General features: G+C 61.9%; 13 protein-coding genes. 6 read left to right on the top strand and 7 right to left on the bottom strand.

All coding sequences use genetic code 11. From position 1 onward, the window contains the following. Positions 1 to 41: 41 nt before the first annotated feature. On the bottom strand, positions 42 to 836 hold the full coding sequence (locus tag ACJJVH_RS24990; protein ID WP_412065440.1) for a FadR/GntR family transcriptional regulator: 795 nt from the start codon (positions 834 to 836) through the stop codon (positions 42 to 44). A gap of 417 nt (positions 837 to 1,253) precedes the next feature. Between ACJJVH_RS24990 and ACJJVH_RS24985 the strand changes: the two genes are divergently transcribed. Further along, the gene (locus tag ACJJVH_RS24985) at positions 1,254 to 2,708 is read left to right on the top strand and encodes a DHA2 family efflux MFS transporter permease subunit (RefSeq protein WP_412066219.1); all 1,455 of its coding nucleotides are present in this window, start codon (positions 1,254 to 1,256) and stop codon (positions 2,706 to 2,708) included. A gap of 24 nt (positions 2,709 to 2,732) precedes the next feature. Here ACJJVH_RS24985 and ACJJVH_RS24980 read toward each other — a convergent pair whose 3' ends face one another. Beyond that, on the bottom strand, positions 2,733 to 2,873 hold the full coding sequence (locus ACJJVH_RS24980) for a hypothetical protein (RefSeq protein WP_162751180.1): 141 nt from the start codon (positions 2,871 to 2,873) through the stop codon (positions 2,733 to 2,735). Between the two features lie 256 nt (positions 2,874 to 3,129). Between ACJJVH_RS24980 and ACJJVH_RS24975 the strand changes: the two genes are divergently transcribed. Both ACJJVH_RS24975 and ACJJVH_RS24970 read left to right on the top strand, forming a co-directional pair. Then, positions 3,130 to 4,176 (top strand): NAD(P)-dependent alcohol dehydrogenase, encoded by a 1,047-nt coding sequence (locus ACJJVH_RS24975; protein ID WP_112798467.1) that lies wholly within the window; start codon positions 3,130 to 3,132, stop codon positions 4,174 to 4,176. A 146-nt stretch (positions 4,177 to 4,322) separates the two neighbouring features. After that, positions 4,323 to 6,065, top strand: coding sequence for a cation:proton antiporter (locus ACJJVH_RS24970; RefSeq protein WP_412065439.1), 1,743 nt, complete (start codon positions 4,323 to 4,325; stop codon positions 6,063 to 6,065). A 113-nt stretch (positions 6,066 to 6,178) separates the two neighbouring features. On the opposite strand, the gene ACJJVH_RS24965 is transcribed toward ACJJVH_RS24970, so the two are convergent. Beyond that, the gene (locus ACJJVH_RS24965) at positions 6,179 to 7,090 is read right to left on the bottom strand and encodes an acetamidase/formamidase family protein (protein ID WP_113384034.1); all 912 of its coding nucleotides are present in this window, start codon (positions 7,088 to 7,090) and stop codon (positions 6,179 to 6,181) included. Between the two features lie 141 nt (positions 7,091 to 7,231). Further along, entirely contained in the window at positions 7,232 to 8,182 is a 951-nt protein-coding gene (locus tag ACJJVH_RS24960; RefSeq protein ID WP_412065438.1) for a GlxA family transcriptional regulator, read from the bottom strand. 85 nt (positions 8,183 to 8,267) lie between these two features. Between ACJJVH_RS24960 and ACJJVH_RS24955 the strand changes: the two genes are divergently transcribed. The 3 genes from ACJJVH_RS24955 (at position 8,268) to ACJJVH_RS24945 (ending at position 11,358) form a co-directional block, all read left to right on the top strand. Next, complete coding sequence (locus ACJJVH_RS24955; RefSeq protein ID WP_112800099.1) at positions 8,268 to 8,957, top strand: DJ-1/PfpI family protein; 690 nt, start codon at positions 8,268 to 8,270, stop codon at positions 8,955 to 8,957. Positions 8,958 to 9,129: 172 nt separating this feature from the next. Beyond that, on the top strand, positions 9,130 to 10,176 hold the full coding sequence (locus ACJJVH_RS24950; protein WP_412065437.1) for an alpha/beta hydrolase: 1,047 nt from the start codon (positions 9,130 to 9,132) through the stop codon (positions 10,174 to 10,176). A gap of 207 nt (positions 10,177 to 10,383) precedes the next feature. Continuing rightward, positions 10,384 to 11,358 carry an alpha/beta fold hydrolase gene (locus ACJJVH_RS24945; protein WP_412065436.1) on the top strand — a complete coding sequence of 325 codons (975 nt, stop codon included), beginning with the start codon at positions 10,384 to 10,386 and terminating at the stop codon, positions 11,356 to 11,358. A gap of 82 nt (positions 11,359 to 11,440) precedes the next feature. On the opposite strand, the gene ACJJVH_RS24940 is transcribed toward ACJJVH_RS24945, so the two are convergent. From ACJJVH_RS24940 to ACJJVH_RS24930, 3 genes are all read right to left on the bottom strand, one after another. After that, on the bottom strand, positions 11,441 to 11,614 hold the full coding sequence (locus ACJJVH_RS24940; RefSeq protein ID WP_412065435.1) for a hypothetical protein: 174 nt from the start codon (positions 11,612 to 11,614) through the stop codon (positions 11,441 to 11,443). Between the two features lie 125 nt (positions 11,615 to 11,739). Then, the gene (locus tag ACJJVH_RS24935; protein WP_113357720.1) at positions 11,740 to 12,246 is read right to left on the bottom strand and encodes a hypothetical protein; all 507 of its coding nucleotides are present in this window, start codon (positions 12,244 to 12,246) and stop codon (positions 11,740 to 11,742) included. A 64-nt stretch (positions 12,247 to 12,310) separates the two neighbouring features. Then, the gene (locus ACJJVH_RS24930; RefSeq protein WP_113357719.1) at positions 12,311 to 13,342 is read right to left on the bottom strand and encodes a CorA family divalent cation transporter; all 1,032 of its coding nucleotides are present in this window, start codon (positions 13,340 to 13,342) and stop codon (positions 12,311 to 12,313) included. Between the last annotated feature and the right edge of the window lie 42 nt (positions 13,343 to 13,384).

The raw sequence follows: 13,384 nt of genomic DNA, 5'->3' as shown, positions 1-13,384 counted from the left end.
GCAGTTCAGGAAAACTGTTGCGCTCGTTTCCTCGAACAGCTCTAGAAACCGTAGTCGCGGGCGAGCCAGGCATCCAGCAGGTTTCGTGACGCCTTCATGGCGGCGTTGGCATCCTGGGTGACGATGGCCTCCAGGATGGCTTTATGAAGGGGCAGGGAGCGCCTTTGGCCCTCGGCGATGTCTTCGTGGCCGGAAAGCGTGCGGTTGGCGTAGATGCCGACGGCGATCAGGTCTATCAGCTGCGAATAGATCATGTTGTGCGTGGCCGCGAAGATCGCGGTGTGGAAGCGCAGGTCGGCATCGGCATTGCTGTTGACGTCGCCGATGGTGGAAGCCATCTCCTCGTAAGCCGAGGTGATGGCGGCAACGTCGCTCTCGCTACGGCGCAGGGCCGCGCGCGCCGTCGCTTCCGGCTCGAGCGCCAGCCGCAGGTCCTTGATCGACTGCATGATCTCCACGGAAGGCCCTGTCTCGTAGTACCAGACCATGACGTCCGTATCGAGATGATGCCAGTTGGTGCGCTCCTTGACGCGCGTGCCGACGCGGGTCTTGATCTCCACCAGCCCCTTGCCCGCAAGGCATTTCATCGCCTCGCGGATGACGGTGCGGCTGATGCCGAATTGTTCGACCAGATCCGGCTCGTTGGGAAGCGTCGTGCCGACGGGATAATCTCCGCGAACGATGCGCCGGCCGAGTTCGTGGACGAAATAGCCGAAGACGCCGCGCCGCGGGATCGTGCCGTATTTTCGCACAAAGGCGTCGAAGGGCGAGTGCGTTACGGTCAGCTTCGACTCCGGAGTAGCCGGAGAGGTCATTGCGTCCTGGCCATGTTTCATTATGCGGGGCTCTCGTTCCTTATTGATGCGCCGTTTCGGGAACAAACGTCGGCTTATGTTCGGTGGGGGCTTTATGCGGCTGTGTCAGCCCGTCTGGGCGGTTCCATAGTGTTCCGATGTCGATCCTGTCGTCCCTTTTGCGGCATGTCCCGGCAAAATCCTAGCATGCCTTGCGCATGGATGCCTACTGGCCAGGATTGAAGGATCAATTCGGCCGCATGAACGCGCTGGGAAGCCGTCTTGCTGCTGGATCGTCACGAGCGCGCATTCCGTGATCAAATTGCGCACCGATCGTCCGGTGAAACGTGATCGGCCAATCGATTGATGGGAGGATTTCTGTCTATCGTAAACGTTGCCGAACCGTTTAAATACGGTGAGGATGAGAGGCGGATTCGGAGTAGCTGATCGATGAACGACATGTCCACGCGTGGGCAAAGGGAAGGCGTGCAGGAGGCCGGCTCGCGCTCGCTCCTGATTGCTCTGCTCGTGGCCGGGGCCTTCTTCATGGAAAATCTGGACGGCACGGTTATCGCCACGGCGCTGCCGCAGATGGCCGTTTCCTTCGGTGCCCGTCCGGTGGATCTCAATATCGGCATGAGCGCCTATCTCCTGACACTCGGCGTCTTCATTCCCATCAGCGGCTGGATCAGCGATCGCTTCGGCGCGCGTCTGGTATTCACGACGGCGGTCGTCATCTTCACGCTCGCATCCGTCCTTTGCGGTTTTGCCAATGGCGTCGGCTCTTTCGTCGCCATGCGCATCCTGCAGGGCGTCGGCGGGGCGATGATGGTGCCGGTGGGCCGGCTCGTGGTTCTGAACAACACGCCGAAGGACAAGCTGATCTCGGCCATTGCGACGATCACCTGGCCTGCGCTGGTCGCGCCGATCCTCGGGCCGCCGCTCGGCGGCTTCATTACCGATCATGCGAACTGGCGCTGGATCTTCTTCCTCAATCTGCCGCTCGGCGTTCTGGCATTCGTCTTCGCGCTCATGCTCATTCCCGAAACCAAGAGCACGGCGCGCCCGCCTTTCGACTGGATCGGTTTCGTCGTCAGCGGCATCGGTCTGGCCAGCCTGATGTACGGCCTGGAACTGATCGGGCGGCCCGATCCTGTCTGGCTTGAGGCATGGGCCTATGTGCTCGTCGGCATCGTCCTGCTCGCCGTCGCCGTATTTCATTTCCGACGGACGGACCATCCGCTGATCGATCTCTCCGGGCTCAGGCTTCCGACCTTCGCGATCACCATTTCGGGCGGATCGCTGTTTCGCATCGCCATCGGGGCCGTGCCCTTTCTGCTGCCGCTGATGTTTCAGGTGGGGTTCGGACTCAGCGCCTTTCATGCCGGGATGCTGACGCTGGCGGTCTTTGCCGGAAATCTGGCGATGAAACCGGCAACGACGCCGATTCTGCGGCGTTTCGGCTTCAAGCCGGTGCTGATCGTCAACGGCATCCTCAATGCCGTCTTCATCGCAGCCTGTGCGCTGTTTTCGCCCGATACGCCCTTGTGGTTCATCGTGCCGGTGCTGTTCATCGGCGGCATGTGCCGGTCGATGCATTTCACCGCGCTGAACACGATCGCCTTTGCGGATATTCCGCCGCAGCAGATGACGGGGGCCAATACGCTGTTCAGCACCGCCTTCCAGCTGACGATGGGCATGGGTATCGCCGTCGGGGCGATCGGCATCCGCATCGGTCAGGCGATCAGCGCGCCGCTTGGCGCAGGCGGCATCGTCGCCATCGAGTTTCGGCTGGCCTTTGTGCTGCTCGGCATTATCGCGCTGCTTGCCGTGCTGGATTGCCTGCCGCTGGACGGCAAGGCCGGCGACAATGTTTCCCGCAAGCCGAAACCCGGCGCAAGGAAAGCGGCGTGACGACAATCGTTCTCGAAATGACGCTCAGTGCGGATAGTGGATCAGATTGTAGTGCAGCAAGATCGCGGGTATCGCCATCAGAATGATCAGAAGCATTGCAAAGCTCGCCGCACGCAACATCTTTATCCGGCGGGCACGCTGACCGGTCCAGTCATATACTGCCATGATGAGCCCCTCCTTCTCCTCGCCCGTTAAAAAGGCAAGAAATGGAACTCCAGTCAATATCGGCAATAGGGTGTTAAGCAATAAGTATTGCCTAATATTGGAGCCGAATACCTATCCGCTCGCAATCGGGCGCTCGACAATTTTGAAGAGATTGCATGAAGATCGTTTTGCGGCGCCCGTTCAGGCGGTATAACGGCTAAGAATTTCGTCCCTGCTGATCCGGGACGATCGGTTGCTTTGGAAAGAGGAAGTGGCAATGAGCAAGATGCGTGCCCTGGTGTTGGAACGCCAGCATGAACTGGCGATCCGTGATATCGATCTGCCGCAGGAGGTCGGACCGGGCAAGGTGAAGATCAAGATCCACACGGTCGGCGTCTGCGGGTCCGACGTGCATTACTATACGCACGGCAAAATCGGTCCGTTCATCGTCAATGAGCCGATGGTGCTCGGCCACGAGGCGGCGGGCACCGTCGTCGAAGTCGGCGCCGGCGTAACGCATCTGAAGGTCGGGGATCGCGTCTGCATGGAGCCCGGCATTCCCGACGCAAATTCCAAGGCCAGCCGGCTCGGCATGTACAATGTCGATCCCGCCGTTACGTTCTGGGCAACGCCGCCGATCCATGGCGTGCTGACGCCTTTCGTCGTCCATCCCGCCAACTACACCTTCAAGCTGCCGGACAATGTCAGCTTTGCCGAGGGCGCGATGGTCGAGCCGTTCGCCGTCGGTATGCAGGCCGCCACCAAGGCGCGCATCACCCCCGGCGATACGGCCGTGGTGCTTGGCGCCGGCCCGATCGGCATCATGGTGGCGGTTGCGGCCCTTGCCGGCGGTTGCGCGCGGGCGATCGTTGCCGATCTGGCCCAGCCGAAGCTCGATATCGCCGCCCAGTATCAGGGCGTCATCCCCGTCAATATTCGCGAGAAGGATCTCATCGAGGAGGTCGATCGCCTGACCGACGGCTGGGGCGCGGATGTCGTCTTCGAATGCTCGGGGTCGCCGAAGGCCTGGGAGACCGTCATGGCGCTTCCGCGCCCGGGCGGCGTCATCGTCGCCGTCGGCTTGCCGGTCAATCCGGTCGGCTTCGATGTTTCGACGGCATCGACGAAGGAAATCCGCATCGAGACGGTCTTCCGTTACGCGCACCAGTATGAGCGTTCCATCGCGCTGATCGCCTCCGGCCGCGTCGATCTCAAGCCGCTGATCTCCGAAACCTTCGGTTTCGAGGATTCCATCAAGGCTTTCGACCGTGCCGTCGAAGCCCGGCCGACGGACGTCAAATTACAGATCGTCCTGGAGCAGTAGGCTCCGGACTTCGCATCGCCTTGTCTCGGCAAGGCGATGTTTCCCTCCCGCTTCGCGGCACCCCGTAGACGGTCCGGCAAAAGCGGTGCTAGGTAGCCTTCATCAAAGGAAACAGGCTTTAACGCCGTGAAACGGGAAGGACAGCCGTGCCGCACGACGTTGCATTGATCGCATTGATTGCCGCCGGCTTCGTGTTTGCGGCTGTTTTCGGCTATCTTGCCGACAGGCTGCATCTGCCGCCGCTGGTCGGTTATCTGGTGGCGGGCGTCATCATCGGCTCCTCCACTCCCGGTTTTGTCGCCGACGTTTCGCTGGCATCGCAATTGGCCGAAATCGGCGTGATCCTGCTGATGTTCGGCGTCGGCCTGCATTTTTCGGCCGCAGATCTGCTGGCTGTGCGCGGCGTCGCGATTCCCGGCGCCATCGGACAGATTGCAATCGCGACGTTGCTGGGTGTCGGCTTGACATCGCTTTGGGGCTGGAGCGTCGGCGCGGGCCTGGTTCTCGGCCTGAGCCTTGCCGTTGCCAGTACCGTCGTGTTGCTCAAGGCTCTCGAAGAACGCAATCTTGTCAGTTCGACCAATGGCCGCGTCGCCGTCGGCTGGCTGATCGTCGAGGATCTGGCCATGGTGCTCGCGCTCGTCCTGCTGCCGGCCTTTGCCGGTGTTCTGGGCGGACACGGCGATGACGGCGAGCATGCCGCTTCCGGCTCCATCTGGCTGACCATCGGCATGACGCTGGTCAAGGTGGCGGCGTTTGCGGCTGTGGCCATCTTCATCGGCCCGCGCATCGTGCCCTGGCTTCTGACATCCGTTGCCCGTACGGGCTCGCGCGAGCTCTTCACCCTGTCGGTGCTGGCGATCGCGCTCGGCATTGCGTTCGGCGCGGCCCAGATATTCGGCGTTTCCTTCGCGCTCGGTGCCTTCTTTGCCGGCCTCGTGATGAGCGAATCGCATCTCAGCCACAGGGCTGCTGCCGACTCCCTGCCATTGCAGAATGCATTTTCCGTTCTGTTTTTCGTGTCCGTCGGCATGCTCTTCGATCCGTCGGTGCTGATCCGCGAGCCGCTGATGATTATCGGCGTGCTTGCGCTCATCATGCTCGGCAAGTCGTTGATCGCTTTCTGCGTCGTGCTGTTGCTGCGCTATCCCGCCAGCATCGGCTTCGCGGTGGCGGCGGGTCTTGCGCAGATCGGCGAATTCTCCTTCATTCTCGCGGGGCTCGGCGTTTCGCTGGGACTGCTGACGCGGGAAGGGCAGGATCTCATCCTTGCCGGGGCGATCCTGTCGATCACGCTCAACCCGCTGGCCTTCTTCGCCACCGAAAAGCTGGAAAAATGGGCGTTCTCCCGTTGGCCGTTTCTGGCGAACAAATACGGCATGGCCAAGCAGGAAAGCCTGCGCCGCCAGTTGGCCGTCATCAACAAGCAGCGCGAGGAACGGGATCGCCAGCATCATCTCGAGATCGAGCAGCTTATCGAAACCTTTCCGATGTTCGCCGAGCTCGACGACAATGCGCACGAGGAGCTTCTGCTGCTCTTCCGGCCGCGCTCGGCCTCGCCGGGCGACCGTGTCATTCGTACCGGTGATCGCGGCGACAGCATGTTCTTCATCGCGTCCGGCGCCGTGGAAGTGCAGCTGGAGGACGAGGAGATTCCGCTCGGCGCCGGTTCCTTCTTCGGCGAAATGGCGCTGTTGACGGGCGCGCGCCGCACGGCCGATGTCGTCGCCGTCGATTTCTGTCAGCTCTTCGTGCTGGACCGTCGCGATTTCAACCTGTTCATGTCGCGGCACCCGCAATTGCGCGCTGCCGTCAGCCGCATGGCGCGCGAGCGGCAGGAGAGCAACGTCTCGCGCCAGCGGCGCGATCAGTCGCTGGATGCAAGCTGAGGCCCTGGAGCCTCGAGCGGTTCCGGGTTTCCCGGAATCGCCAAACCGCTCTATCTCTTTGTTTGCACGCGATTCCGGACGGAAAGCCGCTGCGCGCTTTTCCCGGAATGGCTCTAACGGCGCTTGAGCCAGTTTTTCGAAACCCGGCAGGCCATGGTGTAGGCGGGGTCGAAGACGTTGCCGACGTCATAGCGCACGACCTGACCGAGCAGATGGCTGGCGGCCGTCTTGTCCAGGCCATAGTCGGCGCCAAGCCAGCGCAGCATCTCGCTGGTCGCGTGCTGCAGGGCCTGGTCGAGCGGCCGGGCATTGCCGATGGTGAAAATATCGTCGGCCGTCTCGCCGCGCGGCCAGACGATCGTCTTTTTCTTTTCCACGCTTAGCCGGACAGTGACCTCGAAGGTGGTTTCGATCCCGGTGCCGACGATCTCGCCGTCTCCCTGCACCGCATGGCAATCGCCCAGGAAGAAGAGTGCGCCGGGCGCGAATACCGGAAACCAGACGGTCGTGCCCGGCCCGAGCAGGCGATAGTCCATATTGCCGCCGAACTCGCCGCTGGTGGCGGTCGATATGGCCTGGCCGAGCGAGGGCGCGACCCCGAAGCAGCCGATCATCGGCGAGAGCGGCAGGGTCAGGGTTTCGAGACCCGCTACGGGCTCGGCCAGCCGTGTCGTCAGTGCCTCGCGGTCGATCTGCCAGATGGCCTTTTTACTCTCCGGCAAGGCGCGCACGTCCTGCGGATCGACCACATTGCTCGCGACGACGCTGCGGGTGAAGCCCGTATCGCGCGTCGGCCGCATGGCAAGAATCTCGACCTTGAGGGCATCGCCCGGTTCCGCGCCCTCGACGAAGATCGGCCCGTTCATCGGATTGGGGCCGGAGATGCGGTGAGTGTCGTGCTTGTCGTAGCCGGCGGCATCGAGCGTTTCGGTCACGACCGTATCGCCGTCGGCGATATGCAAGGCCGGCGGCAGCGAGCCGATGACATTGTGATACACGGTGGGGGAGAAGCGGTGCGTCGCCATTCTGCTTAGCCTTGTCCTGAATCCGGTTCGGTCAGACTATGATGACTGAACCGGTTTCGGAAGATTGCCGCGGCACTATTTGTGCAAGGCAGCTCAGCTTGCTCCGGAGCGAGCCAGATCGCGGCGGGTCCTGGAATGGCATTAGGCGAAATGATCGCGGAACGCCTGCGGCGTGGTGCCGAATTTTCGCACGAAGTTGCGCCGCATGGTTTCTTCCGAACTGAAACCGCATCGCATGCGCACCTGATGCACCGTCAGGCCTTCTTCCAGAAGACGGCGCGCGGCTTCGATGCGGATCTCCTCCACGGCTCGCGCCGGCGTGCGGCCGGTCGCCTTCAGATAATGGCGGGAAAAGCTGCGGGCGCTCATATTCGCCTGTTCGGCCAGCGCCGGCAGCGAAAGGTCGGCGCGCAAATTATCCGTGATCCAGGCGTGCAGACGATCGAAGCGCTCGCCGTTTTCCTGCAGGCGCAGCGCCGAACTGAATTGCGCCTGGCCGCCGGGACGCTTGAGAAAGACGACAAGCTCGCGCGCAACTGCAAGGGCCAGCTTGCGCCCGAGGTCCGCTTCCACCAGGGCGAGCGAAAGATCGATGCCGGCCGTCACGCCGGCCGAACTCCAAATCGATCCGTCCTGAACGAAGATGGGGTCGGGTTCAAGCCTTACCTTTGGAAAGCGTCGCGCGAATTCATCGCAGCGATTCCAATGGGTTGCGGCACGCCGCCCATCCAGAAGCCCGGCTTCGGCGAGAAGAAAGGCGCCGCTGCAGACGCAGGCGGTGCGCCGGGCGCTTGCCGATCGTCTGCGTATCCATTCGAGCAGGGTGCCCTCCTCGCAGGCCTTGTTGACACCCCAGCCGCCTGCGACGATCAGCGTATCGATCGGGCCGTCCGCATCGCCAAGAGGGATCGTTACGAGCGCAAGGCCGGAAGTGGTTCTCGTCTGCGTTCCCATGGCGACGGCGATTGCGTCATAGGGTCTTGCCAGCCCAGCTTCGACTGCGGCCTCATTGGCGCTGGTGAAGACCTGCAGCGGCCCGGTGATATCGAGCAGCTGTGCGTTGTCGAAGGCGAGAATTTCGATGCGGCGCATGATTGGCACAAAATGGCGGTGGTTTGGCAAATACGCCAGAGTGTTGTCGAATAAGCTTGCCGGTGTCAATCATTGGAGATCCGTCATGACTATCCGTTTCGGCCTGCTTGCCTTTCCCGGCGTCCAGCAACTCGATCTGACCGCGCCCTATGAGATATTCGCTTCCATGGAAAATGCCGAGGTTCATCTGGTCTGGAAAGATAAGGATCCGATCATTTCGGCGACAAAACTGGTGTTGCAGCCGACGACGAGCTTTGCGGAATGCCCGCAGCTGGATGTCGTCTGCGTGCCGGGCGGCGGCGGTGTCAATGCCTTGCTCGAAGATGACGCCGTTCTGTCATTCGTGCGGACGCAGGCGGCCGGGGCGCGTTTCGTGACATCCGTTTGCACCGGCTCCCTTGTCCTTGGCGCCGCGGGCCTGTTGGAAGGCAAAAGAGCGACGACCCACTGGAACGCGCATGATTTTCTTGCCGGCTTCGGAGCGATCGCCACGCCCGGCCGCGTCGTTCGGGACGGCAATCTCTTCACCGCGGGCGGCGTTACCGCCGGCATCGATTTCGGCTTGACCATCGTCGCAGCCCTGGGTGGCCAGCGAGAAGCCGAGGAGATCCAGCTTTCACTGGAATATGCGCCGGAACCGCCGTTCCACTCGGGAACACCCGACGAGGCAAGCGCGGATGTGCTGAAGACCACAAGGCAGCGTCTTTCCGGTTCGCGAGCGGCAAGAGAAGCAATCATGGCTCGCCTGTCGCATGCAAATCGCCGGGCCGGCTGACCCGCCCACATCGGCCCGCACAATCATCTGAGCGCAATGGTGGGCCGAAGGCAGGCGAGCGAACCGCTGACCCTATCGGCCTTTCCCGCCGTCCCTCCCGCTTGACACGAACCGTGTTTCTGCGACCGTAGCCTTGCGATGTCGTGTTCGGTTGCTGGAAAAGGCTGCTCTTATGAACGAGTTCCGACCATTTCGCTATGGGTCCCGTTTTGTCATGGCGGCGATCGTCGTAAGTGCCGCAACCCTTCTGCCGGTATCTTGGGCCGTTGCTGCCGAGATGCCCGAGATGGCGCCGCAGACGAAGGCATCGATCCAGCAGGTCGAGATGCTGGTCGGCACATTGCGCGACAGTGGCGCCATGTCCGGCCCCGATCTTCGCCAGAGGAGGGCCCGCTTCGAGGCGCTCATGGCATCGACACCCGATCCGACGCGCGTGCAGATCCGGCGCGTCGATGCCAACGGCGTGGACGGCAATCTGATCTGGCCCGCGCGGCTGCATCACCCGATCGGCCGGCGCGCGATCCTCTATCTGCATGGCGGCGGCTTCTATAGCGGCTCGCTCAGAACGCACCGAAACGTCGCTGCCGCACTTGCCAAAGCGGCTTCGGCCGACGTGCTGCTGATCGACTACCGCCTCGCGCCCGAAAATGGCTTTCCCGCGCAAAGAGACGATGCGGTCGCAGCTTTCCGCTGGCTCCTGACGTCGGGATACAAGCCCGGCAACATCGTCGTCGCCGGCGAGTCGGTGGGAGCGACGCTGGCGATCGAAGTCGTCCTGAACCAGCTGCGTCTTAGGGGAACGCTTCCTGCAGCCGTGGTGGCGATGAGCCCGATTGCCGACTTTTCCGCGACGGGGGCGTCGTTGACTGCCAACGCGTCCAGCGATCCGTTCATGGGCAAGAGCGAGCTGGCCCTGATCGCCGGTGCATTCGCCGGGGATCGATCTCCTGCCGATCCGGACATATCGCCCCTCTACGGCAATTTTTCCGGCTTTCCGCCGTTGCTGATCCAGGTCGGCTCGCATGAGACGCTGCTCGATGACGGCATGCGGCTGGCGGACAAGATACGGCAGGCGGGCGGCAATGCGAGCGTGGAAATCTGGCCGGGGATGATCCATCAATGGCAGATTTTCCCCTTCTGGCTCAGCGATGCGCAGAAGGCGATCGGCAAGGTTGCGGAATTCGCGATCGCGCATTTCGCCGACAAGCCTGCGCAGTAAAGCGCGGGTCGGCCGTCTTTTCACAATCAGGGGTAATCGGAGGCAAGGCGGTTTGCCACATGTTCGGCAGCTTGCCCGCAATTCCTCTATTTATATATAGCGATAAATAATCGCAAAATAATTTTATTGTAGACAGAAGGGGTCGAAGGGCATATGCATATTTTATCGCGACAATAAATCGTGTGATAACAAAAAGCGGAGATTGAAATGAGCCAGTCGATCCATCAAGCTACCCGCCGAGGGGTTATGGCAGCCGGGCTCGGCCTTGCCGCCGCTGCGGCCACCCCCTTCGCTCAATCTGCACAAGCCTCTACAAAGCAACCATCTTCGAAAGGTAAGGACACAATGAGCAGCAGCACGATCACCACCAAAGACGGCACTCAGATCTTCTACAAGGACTGGGGTTCCCGCGATGCCCAGCCGCTCGTCTTCCATCATGGATGGCCGTTGAGTTCCGACGATTGGGACGCGCAGATGATGTTCTTTCTGGAAAAGGGCTATCGCGTGATCGCGCACGATCGCCGCGGCCATGGCCGCTCCAGCCAGACGGAGACCGGCAACGAGATGGATACCTATGCTGCCGATGTCGCGGATCTTGCCGAGCATCTTGACCTCAAGAATGCGGTTCACATCGGCCACTCGACGGGTGGCGGCGAGGTTGCCCACTATGTTGCCCGCGCCGGCAAGGGCCGCGTCGCCAAGGCCGTGCTGATCGGCGCCGTGCCGCCGATCATGGTCAAATCGGACAAGAACCCGGGCGGCTTGCCGATCGAAGTCTTCGATGGCTTCCGCGCGGCCCTCCTCGCCAATCGGGCGCAATTCTTCCTCGACATACCGACGGGTCCCTTCTACGGCTTCAACCGGCCGGATGCGAAGGTCAGCCAGGGCGTGATCCGGAACTGGTGGCGGCAGGGCATGATGGGCGGCGCCAAGGCGCACTACGATTGCATCAAGGCCTTCTCGGAAACCGATTTTACCGAGGACCTGCAGAAGATCGCTGTGCCGACGCTCGTCATGCATGGCGAGGACGACCAGATCGTTCCGATCGCGGATTCGGCGCTGCTGTCCATCAAGCTTCTCAAGCACGGCACGCTGAAGACCTACAAGGGCTTCCCGCATGGCATGGCGACTACCCATGCCGATGTCATCAATGCCGACCTGCTCGAGTTCATCAAGGCTTGATGAAGCTGAAGCGCGATAGCGGAGCGCCCGCCGAAAGGCGGGCGCTTCACAGTCTGCCGGGTGCTGTACCGCCTCCGCCGCTTCAGCTGTCGAGTTTCAACGAAAGCTGAACGGCGCGTGGCAGGGGCGGTAGCGGCCGGCTGATTTCGACCCGGCGCGTCCAGTTGGCGCGACGTTCCTGTTCGCGCTCCCGAAGCGCCTTCGAGACAGCGACAAAGGCCATTGCACGTTCGATGACTTGTTCGGCTTTGGTCATGGATATCTCCATATGTTCCTTTTATGTTCTCATATTGTTCCAATGGAGTCAAGCAGGCTGTAAGGCTTGGCACTGCGACGCCCTTGATGTTTCAGGCTCCCGTTCCCTGTCCGATTGCCGGATCGTCATTGCCGCCGCAGGTCGATCTCGCTCGTCACGACCGATTTGCCGGAGGTCCGGTCCTTGTCGATGGTCTCGATGGTCAGCTGGCTGCCGCCCTGCCTTCGGATCGTCATGCTGGCATTCCGGTCGCCATTGACCGGACGTGCCCAGCGGACCGCCAGATTGATGACGCTGCCCTGCCGAGTGCCCGACAGCTGCGACGCCGCGCCGGACGGGCCGATATAGGTGCCGGAATAGCGTGTTCCTCGTGCCGCCAGCTCGGCGGAGATCGGACGATTGACGACCAGAAGGCCGCGGCAATTGCCCTTCATCGAAATCGAGGAACCCGGTGCGCTGATATTGAATTTGCAGGAGACATTGATGGGTGCGCCGCCGATCTTGCGCAGCACCTTGCCCGTTCCTGTCCAGTTGCCGTTGAGCGGCTGCAGGAATCCGGCTTCGTCGGCTGCGGCGGGTATCGCGGTGCAGAGCCCGGCGAGAATTGCGAGGAGGCATGCTTGGCGATGCATGGTATCAACCCCTTGGATGCAATAAATGGAGAACGCCGCAGGGACGTCGGCGGTTCCGATGCGATCAAAGCCAGTTGACGCGTTTCAATACGTAAAGCGTGACGATGGAGGTGATGGCGACCAGCGCGACGATGACGATGAACGCCCATGTATCGTTGACGCCGGGAATACCGCCGACGTTCATGCCGAAGAGGCCGGCGACGACGCTGGGCGGCAGAAGCAGGGCGGCAAGCGCGGCAAGCCGGTTGGAGTTGCGGGCAATGCGCTCGCTGATGACGGTGGAAAGGTCGTCGTGCAGAATGCTTGTCCGGTCGCGGATCGCGTCCAGATATTCGATGCAGCGCATCAGCTTGTCGATGACCTCGCGCATCCGCAGCTTGTCGCGCTCGGTAAGCCATGGCGCATCGTCGTGCTCGATGCGGGTCAGGGCATCGCGTTGCGGAGAAAGATAGCGCCGCAGCTGCACCGCCCGTCTGCGAAGCAATTTCAGACGTTCGCGGACCTCGGCAGCCTCGCCATGGAAGATCAGCTCGTCCAGTTCGTCCACCTCCTCGTCCATCTGGTCCAAAACGGGTTCCAGGTCCCTCACGAGTTTGTCGCTGACGAGCGCAAGCAACTCGCCGGCACGTTTCGGCCCCTTGCCTTTTCCGAGAGCCTGGCGAATGTCGCGAAGCGCGGTGATGTAGTGCCCGCTGTCGCGGAGCGTCACGACACGGTGCTCGTCCACCCAGGCATGAAGCGGCACGAGATCGAGCTCTTCGGCCGTTTCGTCCGCTTCCTGGGGAGGGGAGGCGCAGACGCCGCGAAGAATGATCAGCAGGCCATCGTCGACCGGCTCCACGCGCGGGCGGGATTCATCTTCCAAAAGCGCATCGGAAACGAGGGGATCGAAGCCGCCGCTGCTCGTCACCCATGTCGCCGCCGCATCGTGGTCCCGTTCGAGGTGAACCCAAAGAACGCCCTCTTCGGGAGTCCAGCGCTGCAGACCCGCCGCGCCGATTTCACGGCAACCGCCATGGCCATCGAGCAGGACGGCAAAGCGAATGCCGGGCTCGACGCCATAACTCAATTGAACCTTCCCGCCTGCAGCCTCCATCCGTCCCGATCCCTCCCCGGTGCTCAAGAGGAGAAATCATAC

The sequence above is a fragment of the Rhizobium sp. SYY.PMSO genome (assembly GCF_046840415.1).
Lineage (GTDB): Bacteria > Pseudomonadota > Alphaproteobacteria > Rhizobiales > Rhizobiaceae > Rhizobium.
The sequence above is the reverse complement of the archived record's forward strand: the minus strand, read 5'-3'. Positions and strand labels throughout refer to the sequence as shown.

Excerpts from the sequence above, each read along its gene's own strand:
- ACJJVH_RS24990 (WP_412065440.1), bottom strand. The coding sequence starts at position 836 with ATGAAACATGGCCAGGACGCAATGACCTCTCCGGCTACTCCGGAGTCG.
- ACJJVH_RS24985 (WP_412066219.1), top strand. The coding sequence starts at position 1,254 with ATGTCCACGCGTGGGCAAAGGGAAGGCGTGCAGGAGGCCGGCTCGCGC.
- ACJJVH_RS24980 (WP_162751180.1), bottom strand. The coding sequence starts at position 2,873 with ATGGCAGTATATGACTGGACCGGTCAGCGTGCCCGCCGGATAAAGATG.
- ACJJVH_RS24975 (WP_112798467.1), top strand. The coding sequence starts at position 3,130 with ATGAGCAAGATGCGTGCCCTGGTGTTGGAACGCCAGCATGAACTGGCG.
- ACJJVH_RS24965 (WP_113384034.1), bottom strand. The coding sequence starts at position 7,090 with ATGGCGACGCACCGCTTCTCCCCCACCGTGTATCACAATGTCATCGGC.
- ACJJVH_RS24960 (WP_412065438.1), bottom strand. The coding sequence starts at position 8,182 with ATGCGCCGCATCGAAATTCTCGCCTTCGACAACGCACAGCTGCTCGAT.
- ACJJVH_RS24955 (WP_112800099.1), top strand. The coding sequence starts at position 8,268 with ATGACTATCCGTTTCGGCCTGCTTGCCTTTCCCGGCGTCCAGCAACTC.
- ACJJVH_RS24950 (WP_412065437.1), top strand. The coding sequence starts at position 9,130 with ATGAACGAGTTCCGACCATTTCGCTATGGGTCCCGTTTTGTCATGGCG.
- ACJJVH_RS24945 (WP_412065436.1), top strand. The coding sequence starts at position 10,384 with ATGAGCCAGTCGATCCATCAAGCTACCCGCCGAGGGGTTATGGCAGCC.
- ACJJVH_RS24940 (WP_412065435.1), bottom strand. The coding sequence starts at position 11,614 with ATGACCAAAGCCGAACAAGTCATCGAACGTGCAATGGCCTTTGTCGCT.
- ACJJVH_RS24935 (WP_113357720.1), bottom strand. The coding sequence starts at position 12,246 with ATGCATCGCCAAGCATGCCTCCTCGCAATTCTCGCCGGGCTCTGCACC.
- ACJJVH_RS24930 (WP_113357719.1), bottom strand. The coding sequence starts at position 13,342 with ATGGAGGCTGCAGGCGGGAAGGTTCAATTGAGTTATGGCGTCGAGCCC.